27 protein-coding genes are annotated in these 25728 nt (G+C 72.1%); 14 read left to right on the top strand and 13 right to left on the bottom strand.

The genetic code is table 11. From position 1 onward, the window contains the following. Positions 1-160: 160 nt before the first annotated feature. The 5 genes from ACZ32T_RS34665 to ACZ32T_RS34645 all read right to left on the bottom strand — a co-directional run bounded on the left by ACZ32T_RS34665 (position 161) and on the right by ACZ32T_RS34645 (position 4813). Complete coding sequence (locus ACZ32T_RS34665) at positions 161-1417, bottom strand: ROK family protein (protein ID WP_467371379.1); 1257 nt, start codon at positions 1415-1417, stop codon at positions 161-163. A 66-nt stretch (positions 1418-1483) separates the two neighbouring features. Further along, complete coding sequence (locus tag ACZ32T_RS34660; protein WP_467371377.1) at positions 1484-2788, bottom strand: phytase; 1305 nt, start codon at positions 2786-2788, stop codon at positions 1484-1486. Between the two features lie 175 nt (positions 2789-2963). After that, the gene (locus tag ACZ32T_RS34655) at positions 2964-3527 is read right to left on the bottom strand and encodes a DUF305 domain-containing protein (protein WP_467264367.1); all 564 of its coding nucleotides are present in this window, start codon (positions 3525-3527) and stop codon (positions 2964-2966) included. 80 nt (positions 3528-3607) lie between these two features. Then, the gene (locus tag ACZ32T_RS34650; RefSeq protein ID WP_467263625.1) at positions 3608-4258 is read right to left on the bottom strand and encodes a DUF3105 domain-containing protein; all 651 of its coding nucleotides are present in this window, start codon (positions 4256-4258) and stop codon (positions 3608-3610) included. 123 nt (positions 4259-4381) lie between these two features. Then, entirely contained in the window at positions 4382-4813 is a 432-nt protein-coding gene (locus ACZ32T_RS34645; RefSeq protein ID WP_467263624.1) for a hypothetical protein, read from the bottom strand. A 61-nt stretch (positions 4814-4874) separates the two neighbouring features. Here ACZ32T_RS34645 and ACZ32T_RS34640 point away from each other — a divergent pair, with 61 nt between their 5' ends. After that, positions 4875-5750 (top strand): LURP-one-related family protein, encoded by an 876-nt coding sequence (locus ACZ32T_RS34640; RefSeq protein ID WP_467371375.1) that lies wholly within the window; start codon positions 4875-4877, stop codon positions 5748-5750. Positions 5751-5780: 30 nt separating this feature from the next. Here the strand turns inward: ACZ32T_RS34640 and pcaDC are convergent, their stop codons facing one another. The 4 genes from pcaDC to pcaH all read right to left on the bottom strand — a co-directional run bounded on the left by pcaDC (position 5781) and on the right by pcaH (position 9578). Further along, a complete protein-coding gene (gene pcaDC / locus ACZ32T_RS34635) occupies positions 5781-6872 on the bottom strand; it encodes a bifunctional 3-oxoadipate enol-lactonase/4-carboxymuconolactone decarboxylase PcaDC (RefSeq protein WP_467371389.1) in 1092 nt (363 codons plus the stop codon). 62 nt (positions 6873-6934) lie between these two features. Then, positions 6935-8263: a 3-carboxy-cis,cis-muconate cycloisomerase gene (gene pcaB, locus ACZ32T_RS34630; RefSeq protein ID WP_467371373.1), complete on the bottom strand. Its 1329-nt coding sequence runs from the start codon at positions 8261-8263 to the stop codon at positions 6935-6937. Continuing rightward, the gene (gene pcaG, locus ACZ32T_RS34625) at positions 8263-8829 is read right to left on the bottom strand and encodes a protocatechuate 3,4-dioxygenase subunit alpha (protein WP_467263618.1); all 567 of its coding nucleotides are present in this window, start codon (positions 8827-8829) and stop codon (positions 8263-8265) included. The genes pcaB and pcaG overlap by 1 nt, the downstream gene beginning before the upstream one ends. Further along, positions 8829-9578, bottom strand: a complete 750-nt coding sequence (pcaH, locus tag ACZ32T_RS34620) for a protocatechuate 3,4-dioxygenase subunit beta (protein ID WP_467371387.1) — start codon at positions 9576-9578, stop codon at positions 8829-8831. The genes pcaG and pcaH overlap by 1 nt, the downstream gene beginning before the upstream one ends. Positions 9579-9788: 210 nt before the next feature. Between pcaH and ACZ32T_RS34615 the strand changes: the two genes are divergently transcribed. Further along, positions 9789-10256 (top strand): MarR family winged helix-turn-helix transcriptional regulator, encoded by a 468-nt coding sequence (locus tag ACZ32T_RS34615; protein ID WP_467263617.1) that lies wholly within the window; start codon positions 9789-9791, stop codon positions 10254-10256. Between the two features lie 48 nt (positions 10257-10304). Here ACZ32T_RS34615 and ACZ32T_RS34610 read toward each other — a convergent pair whose 3' ends face one another. Continuing rightward, entirely contained in the window at positions 10305-11057 is a 753-nt protein-coding gene (locus ACZ32T_RS34610) for a VOC family protein (RefSeq protein ID WP_467263615.1), read from the bottom strand. A 145-nt stretch (positions 11058-11202) separates the two neighbouring features. Here ACZ32T_RS34610 and ACZ32T_RS34605 point away from each other — a divergent pair, with 145 nt between their 5' ends. The 8 genes from ACZ32T_RS34605 to ACZ32T_RS34570 all read left to right on the top strand — a co-directional run bounded on the left by ACZ32T_RS34605 (position 11203) and on the right by ACZ32T_RS34570 (position 20028). Beyond that, entirely contained in the window at positions 11203-12906 is a 1704-nt protein-coding gene (locus ACZ32T_RS34605; protein ID WP_467371371.1) for an FUSC family protein, read from the top strand. After that, entirely contained in the window at positions 12903-13406 is a 504-nt protein-coding gene (locus ACZ32T_RS34600; protein WP_467371369.1) for a MarR family winged helix-turn-helix transcriptional regulator, read from the top strand. The genes ACZ32T_RS34605 and ACZ32T_RS34600 overlap by 4 nt, the downstream gene beginning before the upstream one ends. A 606-nt stretch (positions 13407-14012) precedes the next feature. Next, on the top strand, positions 14013-15641 hold the full coding sequence (locus tag ACZ32T_RS34595) for a sensor histidine kinase (protein WP_467263610.1): 1629 nt from the start codon (positions 14013-14015) through the stop codon (positions 15639-15641). Continuing rightward, complete coding sequence (locus ACZ32T_RS34590; protein WP_014152870.1) at positions 15638-16045, top strand: roadblock/LC7 domain-containing protein; 408 nt, start codon at positions 15638-15640, stop codon at positions 16043-16045. Before ACZ32T_RS34595 ends, ACZ32T_RS34590 begins: the two co-directional genes overlap by 4 nt. Further along, positions 16042-16410 (top strand): DUF742 domain-containing protein, encoded by a 369-nt coding sequence (locus ACZ32T_RS34585; RefSeq protein WP_033302786.1) that lies wholly within the window; start codon positions 16042-16044, stop codon positions 16408-16410. Before ACZ32T_RS34590 ends, ACZ32T_RS34585 begins: the two co-directional genes overlap by 4 nt. Continuing rightward, on the top strand, positions 16391-17005 hold the full coding sequence (locus ACZ32T_RS34580) for a GTP-binding protein (protein WP_356716751.1): 615 nt from the start codon (positions 16391-16393) through the stop codon (positions 17003-17005). Before ACZ32T_RS34585 ends, ACZ32T_RS34580 begins: the two co-directional genes overlap by 20 nt. A gap of 73 nt (positions 17006-17078) precedes the next feature. Then, the gene (locus ACZ32T_RS34575) at positions 17079-18602 is read left to right on the top strand and encodes a cytochrome P450 (protein ID WP_467371367.1); all 1524 of its coding nucleotides are present in this window, start codon (positions 17079-17081) and stop codon (positions 18600-18602) included. An 82-nt stretch (positions 18603-18684) separates the two neighbouring features. Further along, a complete protein-coding gene (locus tag ACZ32T_RS34570) occupies positions 18685-20028 on the top strand; it encodes a 6-phospho-beta-glucosidase (RefSeq protein WP_467371365.1) in 1344 nt (447 codons plus the stop codon). A 4-nt stretch (positions 20029-20032) separates the two neighbouring features. Here ACZ32T_RS34570 and ACZ32T_RS34565 read toward each other — a convergent pair whose 3' ends face one another. Together ACZ32T_RS34565 and ACZ32T_RS34560 are read right to left on the bottom strand one after the other, a co-directional pair. After that, positions 20033-20473, bottom strand: coding sequence for a hypothetical protein (locus ACZ32T_RS34565; RefSeq protein ID WP_467371363.1), 441 nt, complete (start codon positions 20471-20473; stop codon positions 20033-20035). Then, positions 20467-20925: an ATP-binding protein gene (locus ACZ32T_RS34560; protein ID WP_467263601.1), complete on the bottom strand. Its 459-nt coding sequence runs from the start codon at positions 20923-20925 to the stop codon at positions 20467-20469. The genes ACZ32T_RS34565 and ACZ32T_RS34560 overlap by 7 nt, the downstream gene beginning before the upstream one ends. Before the next feature lie 205 nt (positions 20926-21130). On the opposite strand from ACZ32T_RS34560, the gene ACZ32T_RS34555 reads away from it, so the two are divergent. The 4 genes from ACZ32T_RS34555 to ACZ32T_RS34540 all read left to right on the top strand — a co-directional run bounded on the left by ACZ32T_RS34555 (position 21131) and on the right by ACZ32T_RS34540 (position 23624). After that, entirely contained in the window at positions 21131-21991 is an 861-nt protein-coding gene (locus tag ACZ32T_RS34555; RefSeq protein ID WP_467263600.1) for a helix-turn-helix domain-containing protein, read from the top strand. Further along, positions 21991-22227, top strand: a complete 237-nt coding sequence (locus ACZ32T_RS34550; RefSeq protein WP_014152862.1) for a DUF397 domain-containing protein — start codon at positions 21991-21993, stop codon at positions 22225-22227. Before ACZ32T_RS34555 ends, ACZ32T_RS34550 begins: the two co-directional genes overlap by 1 nt. A gap of 65 nt (positions 22228-22292) precedes the next feature. Further along, the gene (locus tag ACZ32T_RS34545; RefSeq protein ID WP_467371361.1) at positions 22293-23102 is read left to right on the top strand and encodes an SAM-dependent methyltransferase; all 810 of its coding nucleotides are present in this window, start codon (positions 22293-22295) and stop codon (positions 23100-23102) included. Between the two features lie 72 nt (positions 23103-23174). Beyond that, positions 23175-23624, top strand: coding sequence for a YchJ family protein (locus tag ACZ32T_RS34540; RefSeq protein WP_467263596.1), 450 nt, complete (start codon positions 23175-23177; stop codon positions 23622-23624). Positions 23625-23637: 13 nt separating this feature from the next. Here the strand turns inward: ACZ32T_RS34540 and ACZ32T_RS34535 are convergent, their stop codons facing one another. Continuing rightward, positions 23638-25710: an MDR family MFS transporter gene (locus ACZ32T_RS34535; protein ID WP_467263594.1), complete on the bottom strand. Its 2073-nt coding sequence runs from the start codon at positions 25708-25710 to the stop codon at positions 23638-23640. Positions 25711-25728 lie beyond the last annotated feature (18 nt).

Below are 25728 nucleotides of genomic sequence, written 5' to 3'. Positions count from 1 at the left end.
CGAGGACTTCGACGCGACCGCCGCCGCCGAACGCTCCATGGCCTTCGAAGCCCTCGACCAGCTCGCCATGGAACACCTCATCGGCGTCCGCTGACACCACCCCAGGTGCCCGGCGGTGAGGCATCACCGTCGGGCACCCGGGTCGCAGCGGGACCCGGTGTCAGGCGTCCATGGACGCGGGCAGGGCGTACGCCACCGGGTCCGCCAGCACGTCCTGCACCACCAGCGCCGCCGCGCCCCGCGCCGCGTCACCCGCGACGGACGACGCGCGCAGCCGGCCGCCGCCCCGGGCCCAGAGGCCGGACACCACGCGGCCGGTCAGCTCCTCGTCGGCGGGGGGTGAGAGCCACGGCATCAGCCCGCGGTATATCCCGCCGAGCACCACCGCGTCCGGGTCGAACAGATTGACCGCGCCGGACAGCACCCGACCCAGCATCCGGCCCGCGTCGGCCACGGCGGCCAGCGCCACGGGGTCACCGGCCTGCGCCCGCCGCTCCAGCTCCATCACTCCGGCCGCCCCGCCCGCGGCCCCGTCGATGCCGGCCGCGCGCAGCAGAGCCGACTGACCGGCGTACTGCTCCAGACAGCCGCGCGAGCCGCAGCGGCACTCCGGACCCGCGGGGTCCACCACCACGTGCCCGATCTCCCCGGCGAAACCGTGGGCGCCGCGCAGCAGTTCGCCGTCGAGCACCAGGGCTCCGCCGACACCGATCTCGCCGGTCAGATAGAGGAAGCTGCGGACCGCGCCGAGTCCGCCGAACCACAGCTCGGCCAGCGCCGCGAGATTCGCCTCGTTCTCCGAGCGCACGGGCAGCGGTGCCGTGCCGGGACGCAGTCCGGCGAGGGCCTCGGCGAACAGCTCCTCGGCGGCGACCTCGTTCCAGCCGAGGTTCGGCGCCTGGCGCACCGAACCGCCCGAGACGAGACCCGGCAGTGCCAGCGCCGTGCCGACCGGGTACAGATCCTGCTCCCGCGCCGAGTCCAGGGTGCGGGCGGCGATCGCCGCCGCCCGGGCCAGGACCTCTTCCGGCGGGGCCTCACGGTTGTCGAGGTGCTCGGTCTGCCGCACCCGGCCGGTGCCCGCCAGATCCACGACACACACCGACACGTAGTCGATGTTGATCTCCACGCCGAGCCCGGCCGGCCCGGTACGCGCCACCTTCAGCGCCGTGCCGGGGCGCCCGGCCTGACCGCTGAACGTCTTGCCCGACTCGGTCATGAAGCCGCTGTCCAGCAGCTGCTCGACCAGGGAGGACACCGCGGCGCGGGTCAGCCCGACCCGGGCCGACACCCCGGCCCGGGTGGCCTCGCCGGCCTCGCCCTCGTCCCGCACGGCGCGCAGCACGAGGCTCAGGTTGTGGCGCCGCACGGTGTCCTTGTCGGCCTTGGACCCCAAGGGCGTGAGGTAGCTCTTCATATCGTCGTCGAGCCTATGCGATGACCCTGCGCACACGGCTCGCGGTACGTGGCGGGGCCGGGGGGCTCACATGTCCGCCGCGTCCGTCACCGCGCCCAGGTCGACGAACTTGAAGCCGGTCGCCTCCCGGCCCTCCTCACTGCCCGACGCGGACGTCTCGTGCCCGTCCTGGACCACGAGCAGCCCGTGCGGGTAGCGGGAGCCGAGCGGCGCGTTGAGCACCGCGGCGCCGTCGCACTCCTCGCTGCCGTCGAGGTCCGCCGACACGGCGGTGACGCGGAAGCCGCCCTCGTACTCGTTGTCCTCGGAGATCTCGCGGTCGTACAGCGCGAAGCTGTTGTCACCCTGACCGGACGCCATGAGGTAGCCGTCGCCGTCGGACTCCCGGAAGAGGGTCAGGCCCTCCACGTCGGCCGCCAGCCGCTTTCCGCCGAAGCCCGGGTCGGCACCGGGGGCACACTCCTCGGTCTCCGGGTCGTAGGTGCCCGGCACGCCGTACTCCCGGACCTTGTCCACCAGGACGGGACGCCCGGTCAGTGAGGCAGGCAGCCGCCAGACGCCGACGTCCTCCTGTCCGGCGTAGAGCGTGCCGTCGTCCGGGTCGACGACCATGCCCTCGACCTGGGGCAGCTCGCCCGGCTCGCCGCACGGCGTCCACGCGGTGCCGTCCGGCAGCCGGAAGGACGAGGGGAGCGAGAAGGCGCGCACCTTGCGGTAGCCCACCGTGCCCGTCGCCGTCGGCCTCAGCTCCAGCAGCGCGAGGTCCGTGGTGTTGCGGCGACTGACCAGTGCGTACGACCGCCCGGAGGAGCGGTCCTGCCAGGTCGCGAGGCCGTAGGCCGTCCGCTGCTCGTTGATCTCGGACTGGTCCGACGAGAAGACCGGGGCGGCGTCAGGGGCCGTGACGTCCTTCAGCGGGCCGCCCGGCTGCGACGGGTCGACGCGGTAGATACGGAGGCGGTCGTTGCCCCGGTCGCTCACCACGGCCACGTCGGCACGGCCGGACGGGGTGCGGAGCCCGGTCACGAGGTCGACGTTGTTGAACCTGCCCGGGGCGTCGTCCTCCGCGGCGGGTGACGGTGCCGGGACCGACTGGACCAGGGACGCGTCCAGACCGTAGACCCGGAGCCCGCCCTCCTTGGCGGTCGCGACGACCAGGCTGCGCCCGGGGTCGGCGTCGTTGCGCCAGATCGCGGGGTCGTCGGCGTCGGCGTTGCCGCCCGCCTCGTCGTCGTACAGCGGGGCCGTCTCGGCCGTCGCGCCGACGGACGGCAGCGCATGTGCGTGCGCCGGGGACAGCGGGACCAGAGTGATCAGTGCCGTACCGAGGAGGGTGGTTGCCGCCGGCCAGGGGGAGCGATGCATGCGCACGGATGCTTCCTGTCGTGAGAGGGACATGTCCATGACTCGCCAGAAAGTGTCGGGTGGGTGAGCGGTGCCCCGGTGTCGTGCCCATGGGGGCGAGATGGGCGCCAGGTGAATTCGCGGGGGCGGGCGGGTCCGGCGACGTGTGTCACCGGCCCGCCCGCCGCCCGCCCCGGGGGGCTCAGGGCCGCGCGCCCCTGGCCTCGAGCATGTCCGCCATCAGCGAGATCTCCGACTCCTGGGCACGGGCCATCCCGGCCGCCAGGTCCCTGATCTCGTCCGTGCCCGCCGAACCGGCAGCCGCCAGTGCCATGTCGGCCCCCGCACGGTGGTGGACGGTCATCAGCCGCAGGAAGCGCACCTCCGCGTCCCTGCCCTCGGCCGCGCGCAATGCCTCCAGCTGGGTGTCCGTCGCCATGCCCGGCATCAGGGACCCGTCGGTCGGGCTTACCTGGTGGCCCATCCACTCCATCGGCGGCCGGTCCGAACTCTTGGGCCGGTCCCAGGACTCCAGCCAGCCCAGCATCATGCCCCGCTGGTTGGCCTGCGTGTTGATGATGTCGTACGCGAGACGGCGCACGTCCTCGTCCTCGGTGCGGTCCCGGACGACGAACGCCATCTCCACCGCCTGCTGATGATGGACCGACATGTCGCGGGCGAACCCCACATCGGCCGAACTCTCCGCGGGGACGCCACCGGGTGCCCCGGAGTCCGACGGGGAGGCCGCCGACGGCCTTACGACCATCAGCAGTACGAGCCCGACGGCCACGACGAAGACCGCGGCTCCCGACCACACCAGCGAACGCGGAAAGCGCGCGGACGAGGTCACTTGGCTACCCCGCCGGAGCAGGCGGCGCCCGGCTCGGGGGTCTGTGCGCCCTGGACGTACTTGGTGAAGAACTGTGCCACGCGGGCGTCGGTGGCACTCTTCACGGTGAGCTGCTTGCCCCACGCGCTGAGCATCAGCGGGTCCTTCTGGTCGGCCACGGGGCTCATCAGGGAGTAGGGCGTTCTGGCGACCCGCTCGGAGAGCGCCTTCACGTCCGCCTCCTTGGCCTTGTCGTTGTACGTGACCCAGACGGCGCCGTGCTCCAGGGAGTGGACGGCGTTCTCGTTCGGTATCGCCTCGGTGTAGACGTCGGCGTCGCAGTTCATCCAGACCGGGTTGTGATCACCGCCGACGGGCGGGTTCATCGGGTAGTCGACGGGCGTCCCGACGTGTTCCTGGGTCAGGTCGTCCCAGGACTTCTCGCCGGTGACGGGTGACGTCCTGGCCTGTTCCTCGGCCTTGTCCTGCTCGTCGGCGGCCGACATCAGGTAGCCGCCGCCGGCGACGAGGCCGGCGACCACGACGACGGCCGCGGTGATGGTGAGGATGCGGCTGCGGCGCTCGCGGGCCCGCTCCTTGCGGCGCGCCTCGTCGAGCTTGGCGCGGCGAGCGGCGGCGGGGGTGTTCTGGTTCTTGGGGGAAGCCATGTCTGGTCCTCGGGTTCGGCGGATCGCGTGGCGCGGACGGCGCGTCACGCGGGGGAACGGGCACACGGACGAGCCACCTCCCGCGCGCCGGAGACGGCGCGGAGGGTGGTCGGAACGGCAGGCCTAGATCCGCTGGACCTGAAGACGCAGATGGTCGACGGCGCCCACGCTGTCGTTGGCGGGGCCACGGATCGCCGCGGCGCCGGTGAGCGGGGCGGTACGGGGCGCCGCCGACGGGCATGGCAGGGCGACGGGAGCGGGATGGCCGGGCAGCACGACGGCCGTCGAGTGGTCCGTCGTCCCGTGACAGGAGCTGCCGATCCCGCGTTCGTCAGGGGCGTCGGCCACCACGACCGACACGGCAGCCGAGGGCACGGGGGTGAAGGCCCTCGCGGCCGTCGCGGAAGGTGCCTCGGCACGGGGCGAGGCCGTGGCCGCCGGTGAGCAGCAGAAGAACACCGCCACGAGCATCAGAGCCCAGACCGGGGCGGCGGGCAGGCCTCTGCCGCTCCGTCGCCCTTCGGTCCACACGCTCGCTCTGGTCATCGCCGCCATCGTAGATGGTGTGTGAAACTTCAATGAGTCGGCCCACAGGTTGGCAGGATAGTGTGCCCCGGTGACGACGCAATCGAACGTACCTGCGGGTTGGCATCCGGATCCCCACGGCGCGCCCCAGTTGCTGCGCTACTGGGACGGCTCCCGGTGGACCGAGCACACGCACCCGGCCCAGGCTCCCGCGCAGCCGCAGGCCGCCCAGCCCCAGGCCGCCCACCCGTACGCCGCCCAGCCGAACTCCGCGGTGCCGCAGCAGCAGGCGCCCGCCCAGCAGTTCGCCCCTCAGCAGGCGGCAACCCCGCAGCAGGCCGTTCCCCAGCAGGCCGGGCCCGGCGGCGGCACGCTCTTCGACCAGCAGGTCCTGGTCGTGAACCAGAAGGCCAAGCTGATCGAGCTGACCAACGAGTACAGCGTCTTCGACCAGCAGGGCAACACCCTCGGTTCGGTCGTGCAGGTCGGCCAGAGTTCCGTGCGCAAGGTGCTCAGGTTCGTCTCCAGCGTCGACCAGTACCTCACGCACCGCCTGGAGATCCGCGACGCCTACGGGCAGCCGCAGCTGCTCCTGACCCGCCCGGCGAAGTTCATCAAGTCCCGGGTCGTCGTCCAGCGCCCGGACGGCCGGCCCGTGGGCGAGATCGTCCAGCAGAACGCCATCGGCAAGATCAACTTCGCCGTCATGGCCGACGGCCGTCAGATCGGTGCGATCAAGGCCGAGAACTGGCGCGCGTGGAACTTCGCCATCGTCGACCACAACGACGCCGAGATCGCCAGGATCACCAAGACCTGGGAAGGCCTGGCGAAGACGATGTTCACCACCGCGGACAACTATGTGCTGCAGATCCACTACCAGCTCCCCGAACCGCTGCTGAGCCTCGTCGTGGCCACGGCGCTGACCGTGGACACCGCACTCAAGCAGGACTCCCGCGGCCTCGGCTGATCCGTGGGGGCCGGGGCCGCCGCCCCGGCCTCAGGCCTGCGCCGTCCCCTTCCGCTCCGCCTCCGCCAGTTCCGCCAGCACCCGCTCCGCCACAGCGAACGCCGAATTCGCCGCCGGGACACCGCAGTAGACCCCTGTCTGCAGGAGTGCGGCTCCGATCTCGCGGGGACTGAGCCCGTTGCGCACCGCCGCGCGGACATGCATCGCCAGTTCGCCGTGATGGCCGTGAGCGACGAGGGCGGTGAGCGTGATCAGGCTGCGTTCGCGCCGGGACAGTGTGGGGTCGGTCCAGATCTCGCCCCAGGCGTAGCGGGAGATGAAGTCCTGGAAGGGCGCGGTGAACTCCGTGGTCGCGGCCTGTGCCCGGTTCACGTGCGCGTCGCCGAGGACCTCGCGGCGCATCGCCGTCCCGCTCCCGGGCTCCCGGGGCGCGAAATGGGCGCGCAGCGCCTCCCGTACGGCCGCCGGACGTTCGGCTGGAGCCAGGTGGGAGGCACCCGGCAGTTCGGTCAGCGCGGCGCCGGGGATGTTGTCGGCGAGCTCCCGGGCGTGCGCGGGCGGCGTCGCCGGGTCCTCGCGGCCCGCGACGACCAGCGTCGGCGCCCGTACGTCCGACAGCCCGGGCCGCAGGTCGCAGTCGGCGAGAGCGTCGCAGCACGCGGCGTACGCCCCGGGGTCCGTGCCCAGCAGATCGTCGAGCAGCCGGGGTTCGGTGAATCCGGGCGTGAACCAGCGGCCCGCCGCGCTCTCCGCCACCTTGCCGAGACCCTCGGCGCGTACGAGGGCCGCGCGCTCCCGCCATGCCCCAGGGTCGCCGAAGTGCGCGGACGAGCAGACGACGGCCAGACGGTCGACGCGCTCCGGGTGGTGGACGGCGAGCCAGAGGCCCACGGCTCCGCCCAGCGACACCCCGGCGTACGAGAAACGGTCCAGGGACAGCGAGTCGGCCAGATCCAGGACCAGTGCGCCCAGATCGGCGATCCCCGCCCCGGGGCCGATCAGACCCGCCGGCGAGCCGCCGTGGCCCGGCAGGTCCCACCGTACGACCCGGTGGGCGGCGGAGAGTTCGGGGGCGACCCCGTCCCAGAGCGCGGTGGAGGTGCCGAGCGACGGGCCGAGCAGCAGCGGGGGAGCGCTCGCCGGTCCTTCGGCGCTGTGGTGGAGGAGACGGTCGGGTGTCATGGTCATCGGCGCTCCAGAGCGCGGTCGGTGAGGGGGCCGGCGCAGCCGGTGTAACGGGCGGGGTCGGTCAGTTCCGCGAGGTCCAGCCCTTCGAAGGCCGGCTCCCCGGCGAGGATCTCAGCCAGCGGTCCGCCCCCGTCACGGGCACGGCCGGCGGCCTCGGTGAGGATCTCCTTGGCGCGGGCGGGTCCCACCCGGCCGGCGGCGACGGCGGCCAGCCGCTCCGAGACGATCAGCCCTCCGGTCAGTCCCAGGTGGCTCCGCATGGCCGACGGGAACACCTGGAGCCCCTCGGCGAGTTCCGCCGCGTCCCGCGCGGCCCCGCCGACCAGGCGCAGCAGATCGCGCAGCGGTTCCCATTCGGCGTGCCAGGCTCCCGCGGGCCGTTCGTCCTCGGCGGTGAGCGAACCGTACAGCGTGGCCGCCTGCCCCGGCGCGCGTCGCGCCGCGGCGGCGATCAGGGTGGCACGGACCGGGTTGGCCTTGTGCGGCATCGCGGAGGAGCCGCCGCCGGCCCCCTCCGCCACCTCGGTGATCTCGGTGCGCGACAGGGTCAGCACATCGGCCGCTGCCTTGCCGAGCGCACCCGCCGTGAAAGCGAGCGCACCGGCCAGGTCCGCGACCGGGGTACGCAGGGTGTGCCACGGCAGCAGCGGCTCGGCCAGGCCCAGTTCCCGGGCGAAGGCCGCGACGAGCGCCGGCCCCGCCCCGTCCCGGCCCCCGGCGGTGAAGGCCGCCAGCGTGCCCGCCGCGCCGCCGAGCTGCACGGGGAGCGCGCCCCGGACCGCCCGCACCCGGTCCCGGGCGTCGAGCACCAGCGACCGCCAGCCGGCGGCCTTCAGGCCGAAGGTCGTCGGCACGGCGTGCTGGGTCAGGGTGCGGCCGGGCATCGGCGTGTCGCGATGCGCGGCGGCCAGCAGCTCCAGCGCGTCGGCGGTCCGTCCCAGGTCGTCGAGGACGAGCGCCAGGGTCCGCGAGGCCACCAGCATCGCCGCCGTGTCGAGGATGTCCTGGCTGGTCGCGCCCCGGTGCACGAACGGGCGTGCGTCCTCGTCGACGGCCGCGGTGAGGGCGGCGACGAGAGGGATCACCGGATTGCCGCCGGACCGTGCCCGCAGTGCCAGCTCCCGTACGTCGAACCCGCCGTGGCCGGCCGCCGCGGTGACCGCCCGCCCCGCCTCGGCGGGGGCGAGCCCGGAGGCGGCCTGCGCCCGGGTGAGCGCCGCCTCGGCGTCCAGCAGCGCCCGCAGGAAAGCGTGGTCGCCGGTGGCGGTCTCGGCGGCGGAGCCGGCGCGTCCGGGGGCGAGGAGACCGGCGTCGCTCTCGTGCATCAGCTGAACTCCAGGAAGACCGTCTCGTCGTCACCCTGGAGACGGATGTCGAAGCGGTAGGTGCGGAGGTCCGTGCGTGTCGCGATCAGTGTGGCGCGCCGCTCCGCGTCCAGCGACTCCAGCAGCGGGTCGCCCGCGCCCTCGTCGAGCAGATCGGGAAGGTACACACGGGTGTAGAGGTGGTGGACCAGGCCGCGGGCGAACACGGCGGCACAGAGGTACGGGACGCCGCCGGGCGGGAGCGTACGCACGAACCAGTGCCCGGCCGCGTCCGTCGGCGCCCGGCCGAACCCGGTGAAGTCCACCCCGTCGCGTCCGATCACCTTGCCCGTCGCGGGGTCGCGGCGCAGCGACCCCGGCAGACCCGCGCGCGAGCCGTCGGGCGCGGGCTGCCAGGTCTCCACGATCGCGTCGGGCACGGGCTCGCCCCGGCCGTCGAGCACGCGGCCGTGGACCGTGACCGTGCCGGGGTGTCCGGCCGGGGCGACCTCGCTGCCGCCGGGGAAGGGCAGCGCGTAGCCGTAGAACGGCCCCACGGTCTGGGAGGGGGTCGGGGCGTGTGACATCAGGCGTCGCCTTCTTCCTCGGTCTCGGTCCAGGTGGCGCACGGTCCGTCGAGGACGATGTCCCAGCGGTAGCCGAGGGACAGCTCGGGAACGGACAGGCCGTGGTCGTACGTCGATATGAGCCGCTCGCGCGCGGCCCGGTCGGTGACGGACCTGATCACCGGGTCGTAGGGGAGGAGCGGATCACCCGGGAAGTACATCTGGGTGATGAGCCGCTGGCTGAACGAGGTGCCGAACAGCGAGAAGTGGATGTGCGCGGGGCGCCAGGCGTTGGTGTGGTTGCGCCACGGGTAGGCGCCCGGCTTGACGGTCGTGAACGAGTAGCCGCCGTCGTCGTCGGTCAGGCAGCGCCCGAAGCCGGTGAAGTTCGGGTCGAGCGGGGCCGGGTGCCGGTCGAGCTGGTGGGCGTAGCGCCCGGAGGCGTTCGCCTGCCACACCTCGACGAGCTGGCCCCGCACCGGCCGGCCCGCCCGGTCCAGCACCCGCCCGCTGACGGTGATGCGCTCGCCGAGCGGCTCCCCGTGGTGCTGGGCGGTGAGATCGCGGTCCAGCGCGGTCACATCGGTGACACCGAAGGCCGGGCCGGACAGCTCCACCGCCTCCGGGTCGCGCACGGGGATGAGCGAGCGGTGCGGGTGGCGGAAGTGACTGCTGCGGTAGGGGGGATAGTCGCGCGGCGGGTGGTGAGCGCCCGGCTCGGCAGCCGCCTGGGCCCTGGTCACCTCGGAGTCGATCTCCTGCTGGCTCATCCCGTCGGGCAGCGGATATGCGGGAAGGTCACGTGCGGTCATGTCACGGCTCCGTGATGGGTGAAATGCTCAGTGCACTGAGTAAAATGCGATGGCCATGAAGCTACCCAGGGCTCACTGTTGAGGTCAAGACCCTCAGTACACTGTCCATCTCGGCATCCCGGCCGACGGAGCCGACGGCCGACGGCCGTCAGAGAGAGGGGCGGTGCCGTGCAGGCGGTCGACCTGAGCACCCACCCCGGGCATCTGGCCCGGCGTCTTCAGCAGGCGCACCACCTGCTCTGGAACACCATGGTCTCCCAGGAGATCACCTCGCCCCAGTTCGCCGTCCTCAACGCCCTGACCGCGGAACCCGGCCTCGACCAGCGGACGGTGGGGGAGCGGGTCGGCCTCGACCGGTCCACCGTCGCCGAGGTGATCACGCGGCTGCTGCGCCGGGAGCTGCTGGACAAGGTGCGGGACCCCGGCGACGGACGGCGCTTCCTGCTCCGGCTCACCGACGAGGGCGTGCGGACCCACCGGCGGCTCGCCCTGCGCACGGTCGGGATGAACCAGGTCTTCCTCGGCCCGCTCTCCGCGGAGGAGCAGGAGACGCTCTTCGGTCTCATGCACCGGGTGGCGGACGCGGCCGAGGCCTTCCGGGCCCCGGAGGAGACCGCGCAGCCCGCCCGGCGGTGACGGCGGGGCACCTCAGGGCGTGCGGGCGGCTCAGGGCGCGCGGGCACCTCAGGGCGTGTGGATGCCGAACCGCGCCCCCTGCGGGTCACTGAGCACCGCGACCCAGGGCCCGCCCGGGATGTGCGTCGGGGGCGTGAGCGGCTCGCCGCCCGCGGTCAGGGCCCTGGCGGCGGTGGCCTCGGTGTCGGACACCGTGAAGTAGGGCAGCCAGTGCGGGGGCGCCTCGACCCGTTCGTCGTCGTCCTGCACCTTCATGCCGCCGAAGTCGGCCCCGTCCGCGCCCCAGTGGGTGAAGTGCGCGGAGCTGCTGACCGTCCAGTCGAACACCGATGGGTAGAAGGCGAGTGCGCTCCCCGGATCGGGGGTGCGGAGCTCGGCCCAGCCCAGGGTTCCCGGATCGTTCAGGCGCCCCGCGCCCCGGAAGGCGCGGGCCTGCCAGAGTGAGAAGACCGCGCCCGACGGATCGGCGGCAACGGCGAATCTGCCCTGGTCGAAGACGTCCATCGGTCCCAGCAGCACCGTGCCGCCGGCCGAGCGCACGGCATCGGCCGTGGCGTCCGCGTCCTCGGTGGCGAAGGAGACGGTCCAGCCGGGCCGCTGCTCCGGCCGGTAGAGAGGGCTGAGGGCCGCGACGGCGTCCTCACCGAGGCGCGCCGTCGTGTAGCCGCCCGCCTCCGGCCGCGGATCGGTCTCGGAGCGCCAGCCGAAGAGTCCCGCGTAGAACGTCTGGGAGGCCTGTACGTCCGAGGTGCCCAGCTCGACCCAGCAGGGCCCACCGGGCACCGGTTCACCGGTCTTCATGCGGTTTCCTCCCGAGGCGCGCCGACAGTCACGTTCCTACGCTGTTGTGCAGCACGCTAGGGCCGCGCGCAGAGGGCGGCTACCGGAGACGGCCGGGTGCGGCCGACAAATATTTTACGTGTGTAACACCTGCTAAAGTAAATGGGTGAGTGATACAGCCGTGCGAACCCGGAAGCCATCCGTCCACAAACTGCCGGTCGCCGGTGTCCTGAGGCTGAACAGCCCCGCGGAGATCTGGTACAAGCCCGCGCTGAGCGTGGTGGTCGCCTCGGCCGTCCCCAACCTGCTGCTGTACTCCCTCGACCGCCTCGATCTCGTCATGTACACGATGGCGGGATCGCTCTGCGCGCTGTACGGACACAACCTGCCGTACGCCAGGAGGGCTCACACCGTCCTCCGCGTCATCCTTGGGATGGCGGCCGGTCTCGCCGTCGCGCTGGTGGCCGCCTCGCTCACCGACTCGACCGCCGTCCTGATCGGTGTCGGCGCGCTGCTCGCGGCCGTGCAGAAGACCTTCTGCGACGCGACGCGCATCGGCCCGCCCGGCAACGTGATCTTCGCCTTCGTCACGTCCGCCGCGCTCTTCGCCCCCCAGGAGCTCGGGCAGGTGCCGGGGCACATGGCTCTGATGCTGGCCGCGGGCGCCTTCTCCTGGCTGGTCACCGCCGGCCCGGCCCTGTGGCACAGGGAGGGGCCCGAGCGTCTCGCCACCGCCCGCGCCCTCGACGCCGCCGCGGCGCACGCGGCGAGCCCCGACGCCCGGACCCGGCACGCCGCGGCCACGGCGGTCCAGGCCGCCTGGCAGTCACTGCTCGCCGCCGGACGCCCCACCCCCGTGCGCCAGGGGCTCGAACGGCTGGTCGTCCACGCCGAGCGGGCCCTCGCCACCACCGCTTCCGGTGGCCGCGTCCCGGGCGCCGGACCCGACGAGCTCCGCCGGTGGGCGGTGGGGACCCGGGCCCGCGGCCCCGTGCCCAGCCCGCCTCCCGCGCCCGGCACGGTGGAACACCTCTTCGGGATCGACGCCGAGCGGGCCGGACAGCGGATGCGGCGCGGCCGGCGCGAGGCCCGGCACAGGCTGCTCCGCGCACTGGGCCCCGGCTCCCCGGTGCTGCCCGTCGCCTTCCGGACACTCGTCGGCTGCGCCCTGGCCGGTTACGTGTCCTCGGCGCTCGGCGTCGGGCACCCGTACTGGGCCATCGTCACCGCTGCCTCCGTCTACCAGCCCAACCTCGCCCTCTCCTGGAGCAGGGCCCTGCAGCGGACCGTCGGCAACCTTCTCGGCGTGCTGGTCTTCGCGGCCGTCATCCCGCTCGCCCGGGTCAGCCCGCTCGTCCTCGTCCTGTGCGTCCTGTTCTTCAACTTCGCGGCCGAGGCCCTGATCACCCGCAACTACTGGCTCGGTTCCATCGCCGTCACCCCGATGGCCCTGCTGATCCTCGAATTCGGCGGGTTCCAGCCGGCCGGTGAGCTCATCGCCGACCGCGCCCTGGACACCCTCGTGGGCGTCGCGGTCGGCTTCCTCGCCGCGATCGCCGTCACCAACCGCCGGGCGTCCGGACGCGTGGAACGGGCCCTCGCCGCGGCAGCGGATGCCCGGGAGCGCGCCGAACGGGCGATCGCCGACCCGGCAGCCGACGCCCTCGCACTCGAAACGGCCCGCAGGAGGCTCACCGCCTCCCTCGTCGAGCTGCGCGACGCCAGTGACATCGCCTCGGGCGAGTGGTGGCAGCGCGCCCTGCGCGAGGAAGAGCTGCTGGCGGCCGAGCAGGCGGGACACCGTACGCTCGCGGCGACAGCACAACGGCAGGGGTTGATCACCCTGCCCCCGGCGAACGGAGCGGTGTGACCGACGACATCGTGGCCTCGGTGGTACGGCAGTGGCAGGCCGTCAATCCGGGGCTCGACACGGGACCGATGGAACTCATCGGCCGTATCAACCGCTGCGCGGCCCTGCTCCAGCAGGCCGAGGACGCCCCCCTGCGGGCCGCCGGGCTCACCCGTGCCGAATTCGATCTGCTCGGCGCCATGCGGCGCACCGGCCGGGAGCTCACGCCGGGCGAGCTGGCCCGGGAGACCTTCTCGTCCGGAGCCGCCGTCACCAAGCGGCTGCGCGCCCTGCAGGAGTCCGGTCTGATCGGCCGCCGGAGCGATGCCAGGGACCGCAGGGTCGCCCACGTCGGGCTGACCGAGTCGGGCCGGGACCTGGTCGACCGCCTGCTGCCGGAACAGCTCGCGTACGAGCGGTCGGTACTCTCCGGGCTCGACGAGGAGACCCGCAGCGGCCTCAGCGGACAGCTCGGCGAACTGCTGGTGCAACTGGAGGGCCGGCTCGGCGGCCGCCGCTGAGGCCGCGCCGCTCCGGCGCGGGCGGCGGCGGGGCGTCCTCACCGACGGTGAGGGCGCGCGCGGGCGGACAGCGGCCGCGCCGCCCCGGGTCGCAGCACGGCGACCGGACGGTGCGGTCCCCGGGAACTCCGCGCCGGAGCTTCGTACATCCGTCCGTCGCTCAGGGTTCTGCTCCTTTCGATCCGGTTCGATCACATGTGCTCTTGTCCCTCTCTGAGGTGCACTTCTATTCGTACATGCTGATTGTTGTCGCTCGTGCGTGCGCATTATTTCTCGTTTGTGCTGGAAACTCGCAGTCCGGCGTGAACACTGCGGAGTCTCCGATGTCCCGCAGGGCGGGACAGATGTGTCTACTTCCTCCCGATTCCCGCAAGGCGTCACTCCCCGCGCACGCGCGACGGCGCTGAGTGTGAAAACTGGTGAGTTTATTACCACCCGCGCCCTCGCGCAGGGGGTTGGGCGAATATGCCGAAGCACTGTTCTGATCTGGCTAGGCTCACGCGCAGTGAAGTCGAGTTGATACGCATTCGAGCACTTGTTCGCCAATGTGTGCACTCGTGCCGTGCGTCCCGAATACCTTCCCGAATCAACCGCCAGAGGGTTTAGATGGTCCGTGTTGAATCACCGCCGACCAAAAGAGACATCCCCGTGGTGCGTGCGGCGCTCCTGCCCGTCGTGCTGATGGCCGGCGCGACCGCCGCAGGCGCTGTGCCGGTCACCGGGGCCACACGGGCGGCAGTCGTCTGGTGCGGAGCGATCGCCACAGTCGTGGTCGCCACGCTCGCCGTCGTGCTGAACCGCCGGCGCCGGGCGATGCGCGTCCAGCGCGCCGCGTACGAACAGCGCATCGCCGCCCTGGAACACCGCGTCGCCACCTACGACCAGGAGACCGAGAGGCTCAGCAAGGAACTCCTGCCGGCCGCGATCCGCAGGCTGCGTGCCAGCAACTCGCCGCAGGAGGTGATGCGCGACATCGTCGACGCGGACGCGTCGTACCGGAACCTCCCCAAGGCGCAACGCGCCCTGGTCCTCCAGGTCCTCGACATCATCGACAACGAAGAGGCGATGCGTGACTCCGCGCAGCGCGCCTTCGTCAGCGTCGCCCGCCGGGTCCAGGCCATCGTCCACCGACAGGCCAGTGAACTCCGGGAGATGGAGGACCACCACGGGCGCAACCCCGATGTGTTCGACGACCTGCTCCGCATCGACCACGGCACCGCGCTGATCGGCCGGCTCGCCGACTCCATCGCCGTACTCGGCGGCGCCCGCCCCAGTCGCCAGTGGCCCAAGGCCGTACCGCTGTTCAGCGTGCTGCGCGGCGCCATGTCCCGGATCCTGGAGTACCAGCGCGTCGATCTGCACTCGATCGCCAAGGTCGCCATCGTCGGCACCGCGGTCGAGCCGCTCATCCACGCCTGTGCCGAACTCCTGGACAACGCGACGCGTTACTCGCCGCCCCAGACCCGGGTGCACGTCACCGCGGTCGAGGTGCAGACCGGCATCGCCATCGAGATCGAGGACGGCGGCGTCAGCCTCAGCGAGGAGGCCCGCGCGCGGGCCGAGAACATGCTCGCCCAGGCCCAGGCCGGCATCAACATGAACGATCTGGGGGAGTCCCCGCGTCTCGGCATGGCGGTCGTCGGCCGTCTCGCCCGCATGTACCAACTCCAGGTCTCCCTCCGGCAGTCCGCGTACGGAGGGGTCCGCGCCGTACTCATCGTGCCGCGCGACATGATCACCACCGGCCCCGCCCCCGGCATCGCGCACGGCATCGGCGCCACCTCGCGGCCCCAGAGCTCGCTCGACATGTCGCAGATGAAGCACGTCGTCCCGCCGCGCGGCAAGCACAAGGCGCGCCCCGCCGCGACCGGGCCCGTCCCGTCGCTCGCGTCCCCGGCACCGGCCCCCGCACCGGCGGCGTCCGCCGCACGGTCCGTGCCCACCGCGTCCGCCATGGGTGACGACGAGATCGTCGTGACCGAGTGGACCGAGGGCGGACTCCCGCAGCGCCGGAGCCGAGGGCGCGCACCCCTCGGTTCGCACAACCTCCCGCAGCAGTCGGCACCGGCCCCGGAGCCCGCCGCCCGCAACGGGCACAACGGACAGGGCGGCGGCTCCACGGCACCGCCCGGTCTCTGGCTGGAGGCCTTCACCCAGGCCGTCAACGGTGTGCCCAAGGAGCCGAAGCACGACACAAAGTCTGACGACGTGTGGGACAAGGGAGACGAGAAGTGATCCAGCAGCGGGGAAACATGGACTGGATGCTCAAGGAACTGGCCGACGACGTACCGAGCATCCACCAGATCGTGGTGCTCTCCGCCGACGGCCTCCGCATCGCCCGGCACGGCGGCGACCCCGACGTCGCCGACCGTCTCGCCGCCGCCTGTGCCGGGCTGCAGAGCCTCGCCGCGGCCGTCGCCACCGAGATCCCCTACAGCGACGGCCTGATGAAGCTCGTCGTCATCGAGGTCACCGGAGGATTCTTCTACCTGATGGCCGCGGGCGCCGGCGCCTACCTCGCCGTCCTTGCCGGCGAGACGGTCGACGCCGGACTGGTGGGCGCCCGCATGCGCGACATGGTGGTCCGTATCGGCGCACACCTGACGAGTCCCCCGCGCCATGACGGGCAGGCCGGATGAGTCCTCCCCGGCGAGAACGCCGTAAGGCCGACCCGGCGGTGAGCGACCCGGAACGGCTGTACGTGATCACCGGCGCACCCGACGGTGAAAGAGCTGAACTCGACCTCGTCACGATGGTGGTGGCGCAGGCCGAGCCGTCGCCGACGGTCCAGCCCGAGCAGGCCGCGATCCTGCGGCTCTGCAAGGCGCCGTTGTCCGTCGCCGAGATCTCGGCCTACCTGAGCCTCCCCTTCAGTGTGGTCACTTCGCTCCTGACAGAACTCCTGGCGACCGAACTGATCGAGTCGCGCGCGCCCATCGTCCGCGCCGCGCTCCCGGACCGGTCCCTCCTCGAAGCGGTGATGCATGGACTTCAGAAGCTCTGACACGATCACGGGCCCCCGCAGTGAGGACGTCCTTCCCGACACGGCCACGGCCGCGGTGAAGGTCGTCGTCGTCGGCGGGTTCGGGGTCGGCAAGACGACCATGGTCGGCTCGGTCAGCGAGATCCGGCCCCTGACCACCGAAGAGACCATGACCCAGGCCGGTGTCGGCGTGGACGACAACGTGGGTGTGGAGACCAAGACCGCCACCACCGTCGCCATGGACTTCGGGCGGATCAGCCTCAGCGACGAACTGATCCTCTATCTCTTCGGCACCCCGGGCCAGGAGCGCTTCTGGTTCCTCTGGAACGGACTCTTCGAAGGTGCGCTCGGAGCCGTCGTCCTCATCGACACCCGTCGGCTCCAGGTCAGCTTCGACGTGATCGGCAGGCTGGAGGAGCGTGGCGTCCCGTTCGTCGTGGCCGTCAACACCTTCCCCGGAGCGCCGCGACACCCCGTCGAGGCCCTGCGCAGCGCCCTGGACCTGCCGGACGAGGTCCCGATGATCGACTGCGACGCCCGGCTGCGCACCTCCAGCCGCGATGTGCTGATGACCCTGATGCGTTACCTGCACCGCCTTGCCGTGCCGCTCGCCTGACGGCGGTACACATCTCTGTCTCTGTAACGGGCCATGTCCCCACTCGCCCGGTCACGTCTTACCTGGAGCCCCTGTGACAACCCCCTTCCAGCATGAACCCGGATCGGCCACCGGCCCCGTGCCGCCCCCGCAGTGCCCCGCGCACGGCATGGGCATCGGGCCCGGTGGACTGCGCCGGCTGTACGGTCCGGAGGCCGAGGCGGACCCCACGGGCCTGTACGAGAAGCTGCGCGCCGAGCACGGCACGGTGGCGCCCGTCCTGCTGCACGAGGACGTTCCCGCCTGGCTGGTGCTCGGACACAGCGAGAACCTCCACATGACCCGGACCCCCTCGCAGTTCTCCCGCGACTCGCGGCGGTGGCGCGGCCTGCAGGACGGCAGCGTGGCCCCGGACCACCCGCTCGCCCCGCTCTTCACCTGGCAGCCGGTGTGCTCCTTCGCCGAAGGCGCCGAACACGAGCGGCTGCGCGGCGCGGTCACCGACAGCATGGCGCGCATCGACACCCGTGGCGTGCGCCGCCACATCAACCGGTACAGCAACCGGCTCGTCAACGACTTCTGCCGGGAAGGCCGGGCCGAGCTGGTCAGCCAGTTCGCCGAGCGCCTCCCGATGATGGTGATGTGCGCGATCATCGGAATGCCGGAGGAGTACAACGACCGCCTGGTGCAGGCCGCCCGCGACATGACGCGGGGCTCGGAGACGGCGGTCCAGAGCAACGCCTACGTCATCGGCGCACTCGACCGGCTCGTCCAGCGCCGCCGGGCGGCCCCCGCCGAGGACTTCGCCACCTGGCTGGTCGAGCACCCCGCCGACCTCACCGACAAGGAGGTCAGCGAGCATCTGCGGGTGGTGCTGATCGTCGCCTACGAGACGACCACGAACCTGATCGCCAACGTCCTGCGCATGGTCCTCACGGACCCCAGGTTCCGGGCCAGGCTCAGCGGCGGGCACATGACCGTGCCCGAGGCGGTCGAGCAGACGCTGTGGGACGAGCCGCCCTTCACCTCGGTCCTCGGACGCTGGGCGGTGGGCGACACCGAGCTCGGCGGACAGCAGATCAAGGCGGGGGACGCCCTGATCGTCGGCATCGCGCCGGCCAACACCGACCCCGCGGTGCGGCCCGACCTCACCGTCAGCATGGAGGGCAACCGCGCTCACCTGGCGTTCAGCAGTGGCCCCCACGAGTGCCCCGGCCAGGACATCGGTCGCGCCATCGCCGACGTCGGCGTCGACGCCCTGCTGATGCGCCTGCCCGACCTGGAACTCGGTGTCGACGAGGAGAAGCTGACCTGGGCCGGGAACTTCATGTCACGGCACCTGGTGGACCTGCCGGCGGGCTTCGCCCCCACCCCGGAGCAGGAGATCGACGCCGAACCGCTGCCCGCGGTGTCCCGGTCCCGTTCGCGCGCCGACTGGGAGGTGTCGTCACCCGTCACCCCCCGCGGCCCCATGGCCCCGGCCGGCCGGCTCCCGGCCGGAGTGCGCACCGCCGAGCCGCAGCACGCGGAACCGGCGGAAGGCGCCCTCGTCCCGGCGCAGCGCAGCGGGCCGACGAAGATCTGGCGCGCCGTCGTGCGGTGGTGGAACGGCCACTGACACCGGCACCGTCCGCCGTCGCGGGCGCCCCGGACCCGCGGGTCCGGGGCGACGGGCCGCCGGGCCCGTACCATCGAGCAGCGTGAAGCTGACAATTCTTGGCGGCGGCGGATTCCGGGTCCCTCTGGTGTACGGGGCACTCCTCGGCGATCACGCCGAGGGCCGCGTCTCGCGGGTGACCCTGTACGACACGGACGCGGACCGGCTCACCGCCGTCGCCCGGGTCCTCGACGAACAGGCGCGGGGTGTCCACGACGCGCCCGCGGTCATCGCCACCGACGACCTCGACGAGGCACTGCGCGGCGCGGACTTCGTCTTCTCCGCGATCCGCGTCGGCGGCCTCGAAGGCCGCGCCGCGGACGAGCGCGTCGCACTGGACGAAGGCGTCCTGGGCCAGGAGACGGTCGGTGCGGGCGGCATCGCGTACGGGCTGCGGACCGTGCCCGTCGCGGTCGCACTCGCCCGGCGCATCGCGCGGCTCGCCCCCGAGGCGTGGGTCATCAACTTCACCAACCCCGCCGGGCTGGTCACCGAGGCCATGTCCCGGCACCTCGGCGACAGGGTCATCGGGATCTGCGACTCCCCGGTGGGGCTCGGCCGCCGTATCGCCCGGGTCCTGGGCGCCGACCCGGACCGGGCCCGGGTCGACTACGTGGGGCTCAACCACCTCGGCTGGGTGCGCGGCCTGGAGATCGACGGCCGTGACGAACTCCCGCGCCTGCTCGCCGATCCCGCGCTGCTCGGCTCCTTCGAGGAGGGCAGGCTCTTCGGGGCGGACTGGCTGCGCTCCCTCGGCTCGATCCCCAACGAGTACTTGCACTACTACTACTTCAACCGGGAAGCGGTCCGCGCCTACCAGGAGGCCGAACGGACCCGCGGTGCCTTCCTCCGCGACCAGCAGGAGGGCTTCTACGCCCGGATGAAGGACCCGGACGCCCCGGCGCTCACCACCTGGGACCGTACGCGCGCCGAACGCGAGGCCACGTACATGGCGGAGAACCGCGACGTGGCAGGGGCCGGCGAGCGCGAGGAGAGCGACCTGGACTCCGGGGGCTACGAACAGGTGGCGCTCGCCCTGATGCGGGCCGTCGCCCGCAACGAACGGACCTCCCTGATCCTGAACGTCCGCAACCGGGGCACCCTCTCGGTGCTCGACGAGGACGCGGTCATCGAGGTGCCCTGCCTGGTCGACGCCAACGGCGCCCACCCCGTGGCCGTCGACCCGCTCCCGTACCACGCGGTCGGCCTGGTCACCGCCGTGAAGGCCGTCGAACGCGCCGTGCTCGAAGCGGCGGAGACCGGCTCGCGTGCCGCGGCCGTCAAGGCCTTCGCCCTGCACCCGCTGGTCGACTCCGTCTCCGTGGCCCGCCGGCTGGTCGACGGGTACACGGAGGTCCACCCCGGTCTCGCCTACCTCGCGCCGTGACCGTTCAGGGAGCGGGCACGGCCTTCGGCCGGCCGGACGGGTCCCAGGACGGCACGACACCGGTGACCTGACAGACCATGAGGAAGAGCGGAATGGGCGGCGTGTACGGCGTACGGCTGTCGGGCGCGTGGATCAGCCTGGGGCGGCCGGAGGGGACGTAGGCCCCGGTGGCGTACGACGCCTGCTCCGGCCAGTCCAGGTCGAGGTCCGAACCCGACGGGACGATCCACCACCACCGGTCGGCGTCGGCGAAGACGCATCCCGCACGCGGCAGATGAGACATCAGCCTGAACCCGTACCGCGCGGGCACGCCCACCGCGTCGCAGCCGAGGCTCGCCGACAGGGCGGGCGGCAGCGGAAGCCGGACCCGGCCCGGTGCGCCGTCCTCGTCCGGGACTTGGGTGCGACGCGCGCCGAGCAGCTGGGACAGGGCGTTCTTCAGCATGTCGGCTCCGGGCCGTACGGCAGTTCGGCCCATACGATGCGCCCGGAGTGGTTCCCCGCGTCGTGGGACCCCCACGCACTGCTCATGGAGTCGACGAGCAGCAGACCGCGCCCGTGCTCCCCGTCGGCGGTGAGAGACAGCCGGGGGCCGCCGGGCTGATGCCCCTGGTCCTGTACGGCCACGCGCAAGCGGCCGTCCTCGCAGCGGAGTTCGCAGACGACCCGGGCGCTCGCGGTGTGCACCACGGCGTTGGTCACCAGCTCGGAGACGATCAGCACCGCCGCGTCGTGGGCGTCCCCCGTCAGCCGCCAGTCCGCCAGCCGGGCCCGTGTGAGACGTCGGGCGCCGGCCACCGACTCGGGGTGCGCCGGCAGCGCGAAGCAGTAACGGAGCGCTTCCGCCCCGGGGCTGAGGTCCATGAGCCGGGGGATGAGCGCACTGCCAGGTGCCACGACCGATTCCTCACAGTGGGGGCTGTGTCACGCTTCGCGCCGTCCCGGAACGGGCGGACGCGACGAAGCGAACTTGGTTCGGTTACCAACTCTCCCCCTGACATGAACACTTGGCAAGAGGCACTCTGAAAAATTCAGAGTGACTGTGTCCATGGGGCCCCGCGCATGGCACACTGCTCGCACACAGCGCATCGGGAGGTCTGAAGTGAGCGAACCGCGGTCGGCCCCGACCGTGGGCCAGGTCGTTCTCGGTAAGCGTCTGCAGGATCTGCGGGAACGCGTGGGCCTGAGCCGGGACCAGGCGGCGAAGGTGCTCCGCGTCGCCCCGGGGACCATACGCAGGATGGAGACCGCCGAGGTCGGGCTGAAGATCCCGTACGTCCAGCTCCTCCTCAAGGCCTACGGGATCGCGGACGCCGAGACCGACGCCTTCGTCGAACTGGCGGAAGAGGCCAACAAGCCCGGTTGGTGGCAGCGCTTCCACGACGTGCTGCCCGACTGGTTCAGCATGTATGTCAGCCTGGAGGGCGCCGCCAGCCTCCTGCGCACGTACGAACCGCACTTCGTCCCCGGGCTCCTGCAGACCGAGGACTACGCGCGCTCCGTCCTGCGCACCGGCGCGGTCGGCCAGACCCGGCCCGCCGACATCGAGCGCCATGTGGCGCTGCGGATGGAACGGCAGGCGCTGCTCACCAAGGCGGAGGCGCCGAAGCTCTGGGTGGTCATGGACGAGACGGTCCTGCGCCGCCCCGTCGGCAGCCCCGACGCCATGCGGGCCCAGGTCGACCGCCTGCTCGAAGCGACCGACCTGCCCAACGTGACGTTGCAGATCGCGGAGTTCTCGACCGGCCACCACCCGGGCACGTACGGCCCGTTCGTCCTCTTCCGCTTCGCGGTCCCCGAGCTGCCCGACATGGTCTACAGCGAGTACCTGACGGGCGCCGTGTACTTCGACGCGCGCCCCGAGGTGGCCTCCTACCTCGAGGTCATGGACCGAATGGCGGCTCAGGCCGCGACTGCACAACGCACGAAGGAAATCCTCAGGGACTTCCGCAAGGAGCTGTGATGAACCACATATACAACGGCATGCCGGCCGCCGACCTCGGCACCGAAGGCTGGTACAAGCCGTGGAGCGGTGGTAACGGCGGCAATTGCATCGAGGCCATGAAGCTGGCCGACGGCAGGGTGGCGGTCCGCCAGTCAGCGGACCCGGACGGCCCCGCACTCATCTACTCCAACGGCGAGATCGCCGCCTTCATCCAGGGCGCCAAGTCCGGGCAGGCCGATTTCCTTCTCACCTGACGCACGGGCCGCCTATTGTCACACCACACGCTGTTCGCCGAAGTCCCCGACCAACGGAGTGCGTCATGACCGGGCAGGATCCCCAGACCGTCGAGATCGACACGAGCAAGCCGCATCCGGCACGGATGTACGACTGGTTCCTCGGCGGCAAGGACAACTACCCGGTCGACGAACAGATGGCCCAGCAGCTGCTCGCCCTGGACGCCCGCGGCCGCGACATGGCCCGGGTCAACCGTGCCTTCATGCACCGGGCCACCCGCTGGCTCGCGGAGAACGGTGTGCGGCAGTTCCTCGACATCGGCTCGGGTATACCCACCGAGCCGAATCTGCACCAGATCGCCCAGGGGACCGCCGCGGACGCACGCGTCGTCTACTGCGACAACGACCCGATCGTCCTCGCCCACGCGGCGGCGCTGCTGCGCTCGACACCCGAGGGCGCCACCGAATACATCCAGGCCGACGCCCGCAAGCCCGACGCCATCCTGGAGGCGGCGGGCAAGATCCTCGACTTCGACCGGCCGATCGCGCTCTCCCTCCTCGCCCTGCTGCACTTCGTCGACGACGAGGACGGGGCCGCCGAGCTCGTCGACCGCCTCGTGGAGCGGCTGCCCTCCGGCAGCTATCTGGTGCTCTCGCACACCACGGGTGACTTCGATCCCGAGGGCGCGGCCCAGGCGCGTGCCATGTACAAGGCGCGGGGGATGACCCTGCGCCCCCGCTCGCGCGCCGAACTCACCGCGTTCTTCCACGGCCTCGAACTCGTGGAGCCCGGTGTCTCGCTCTCCGCGGACTGGCGTCCGGAGCTCGGCGAGGTCATCGACGTACCCGGCGTCGAGCCGATCCCCGGTTACGCGGGCGTGGCGCGCAAGCGCTGACCGCGCACGGCGGGGGACCTCCGGCCCCTGCCCCGCCCCCGGGCGCCCCGGACGGCAGGCCACAATGGACGTATGTCACGACGCACCTCACGCCCCCGCCGGCCGGACGCCCCACAGGCAGGACCCCCGCGGATCACTCCGGAGGCACCGTGCCCGTGCGGTCTGCCGAACGCCTACGGGCAGTGCTGCGGCCGGCTGCACGCGGGCACCGTCGCCGCCCCGACGTGCGAGGCGCTGATGCGCTCGCGGTACGCCGCCTTCGTCGTCCGGGACGCCGGATACCTGCTGCGCACGTGGCACCCGGCCACCCGCCCGCCGGCCGTCGACTTCGACCCGGCCCTGCGCTGGGAGCGGCTGGAGATCCTGGCCACCACCGAGGGCAGCGCCTTCCACACCACCGGTACGGTCACCTTCCGCGCCCACTACACCGACGGCGGCAGGCCGGACTCGCTCCACGAGCAGAGCCGCTTCATCCGCGTCCAGGGTGCCTGGGTGTACGAGGCCGCCGTCTTCGTCGAGTAGCCGTCCGCCCGGATCAGGCCGGGACCCCCGCGCGCTCGGGCGGGGCCAGCTGCTGCTCCAGGTCCTCCGCGAGCAGCCGCTTGGCGATCACGTCGACCGCCGCGCGCAGCTGCCGGTCGTCGGGCCGGGCGCCGTCCTCGGCCAGCCGGTCGTTGAGCCAGCGGCTCCAGGCCGCCGAGATCGTCGCCGCCTCACGGCTGCCCGCGGCCGTATGGGTGAAGAGCCGGCCGTCCCCGGTGAGATAGCCCTCCTCGATCATCCGGTCGAAGACGGGCACCAGCACCTCCGGCGGGATCCGGTGCCGGGCGGCGATCAGCGTGAGTCCCGCGTGGCCCACCATCCGGGTGAAGAGGTCGACCTGCATCACCGCCCAGGCCCCCGCCATGTCGAGCCGGGTGTCGGAGTCCGCGACGAGCCGCCGGGCGGTGTCGGGACCGGCCTGGTGCAGGATCCGTGCCACGGCGGATTCGAGCACGTTCGCCGCGTCGCCGGTGTTCGGCCGGGCGAAGCCCTCACCCATGTCGGTGGAGCCCGCTCGGGCGCTGTCGCGCAGCTTCACCTGCTTCAGGAAGAGCGAGACGACGAACCCCAGCAGGGCGACCGGCACCGTCCAGAAGAAGACCGTGTGCAGGGTGTCCGCGTACGCCTGGGCGAGCGGCGCGGTCTGGTCGGCGGGCAGGGCGTGCACGGCCTTCGGACTCTCCGCGGCCCGCGCCAGGGAGGCCGGGTCACCGCCGGCCCCCGCCGCCTGCTCGACGCCCTGCGCCAGATTCGGCCGCAGGGCGTTGGCGTAGATCGTGCCGAACACCGCGGTGCCGAACGAGCTGCCGAGCGTCCTGAAGAACGTCACACCGGACGTGGCGGTGCCGAGGTCCGAGTAGTCGACGGTGTTCTGCACGGCGATCGTCAGCACCTGCATCGACAGGCCGATCCCGATGCCGAGCACCACCATGTACAGCGACTCCAGCCAGACGCCGCTGCCCGGGCCCATCCGGGACAGGAGGTAGAGGCCGACGGCCATGACGAGCGAACCGACGATCGGGAAGACGCGGTAGTGGCCGGTCTTGCTCACCACGTTGCCGCTGAAGATCGAGGCCGCCAGAAGACCCACCACCAGGGGCAGGGTCCGCACCCCGGAGAGGGTCGCCGAGTCCCCGTCGACGTACTGCAGATAGGTCGGCAGGTAGATCATCGCGCCGAGCATGGCGAAGCCCACGATGAAGCTGAGGACGGAGCAGACCGCGAACACCGGGTTGCGGAACAGCCGCATCGGCAGCATCGGCTCCTTCGCCCGTGTCTCCACGACGCAGAAGAGCGCCAGTGCGACGAGGCCGCCGATGAACAGGCCGATGATGACCGGTGAGCCCCAGGCGTACTCGTTGCCGCCCCAGCTCGTGCCGAGGATCAGAGCGCTGGCGCCGACGGCGACCAGCGCGATGCCCAGGTAGTCGATGACCGGCCGTCCGGCCGCGCGCACGGAAGGGATGGTGCGGGCGGCCGCGATGACCACCACGATCGCGATCGGCACATTGACGTAGAACGCCCACCGCCAGGTCAGGTGGTCGGTGAACAGCCCGCCCAGCAGCGGTCCGACCACCGTGGCGACCCCGAAGACCGCACCGATCGCCCCCTGGTACTTGCCCCGGTCGCGCAGCGGGATGACGTCGGCGATCAGCGCCATGGCGGTGACCATGAGTCCGCCCGCGCCGATCCCCTGCAGACCACGCCAGATGATCAGCAGCAGCATGTTGGACGCGAGGCCGCAGAGGAACGAGCCCGTGATGAAGATGACGGCCGAGATCTGGAAGATCAACTTCCGGCCGAAGAGGTCACCGAACTTGCCGACCAGGACCGTCGCCACGGTCTCCGCCAGCAGATACGCCGTCACGACCCACGACATGTGCTCCGCGCCGCCGAGGTCCGAGACGATCGTGGGAAGCGCCGTTCCCACGATCGTCTGGTCCAGCGCGGCGAGCAGGATCCCCAGGACGATCGTGGCGAACACGATGTTCCGGCGTCTGCGGTCGAGGACGGGTGGCGCTGCGGCACTCTGCGCGGCGGGGGCGGTCTCGCTGGCAGTGGTCACCCTCGCACCCTCACACCC

The sequence above is a fragment of the Streptomyces sp. NPDC023573 genome (assembly GCF_055559735.1).
The sequence above is the reverse complement of the archived record's forward strand: the minus strand, read 5'-3'. Positions and strand labels throughout refer to the sequence as shown.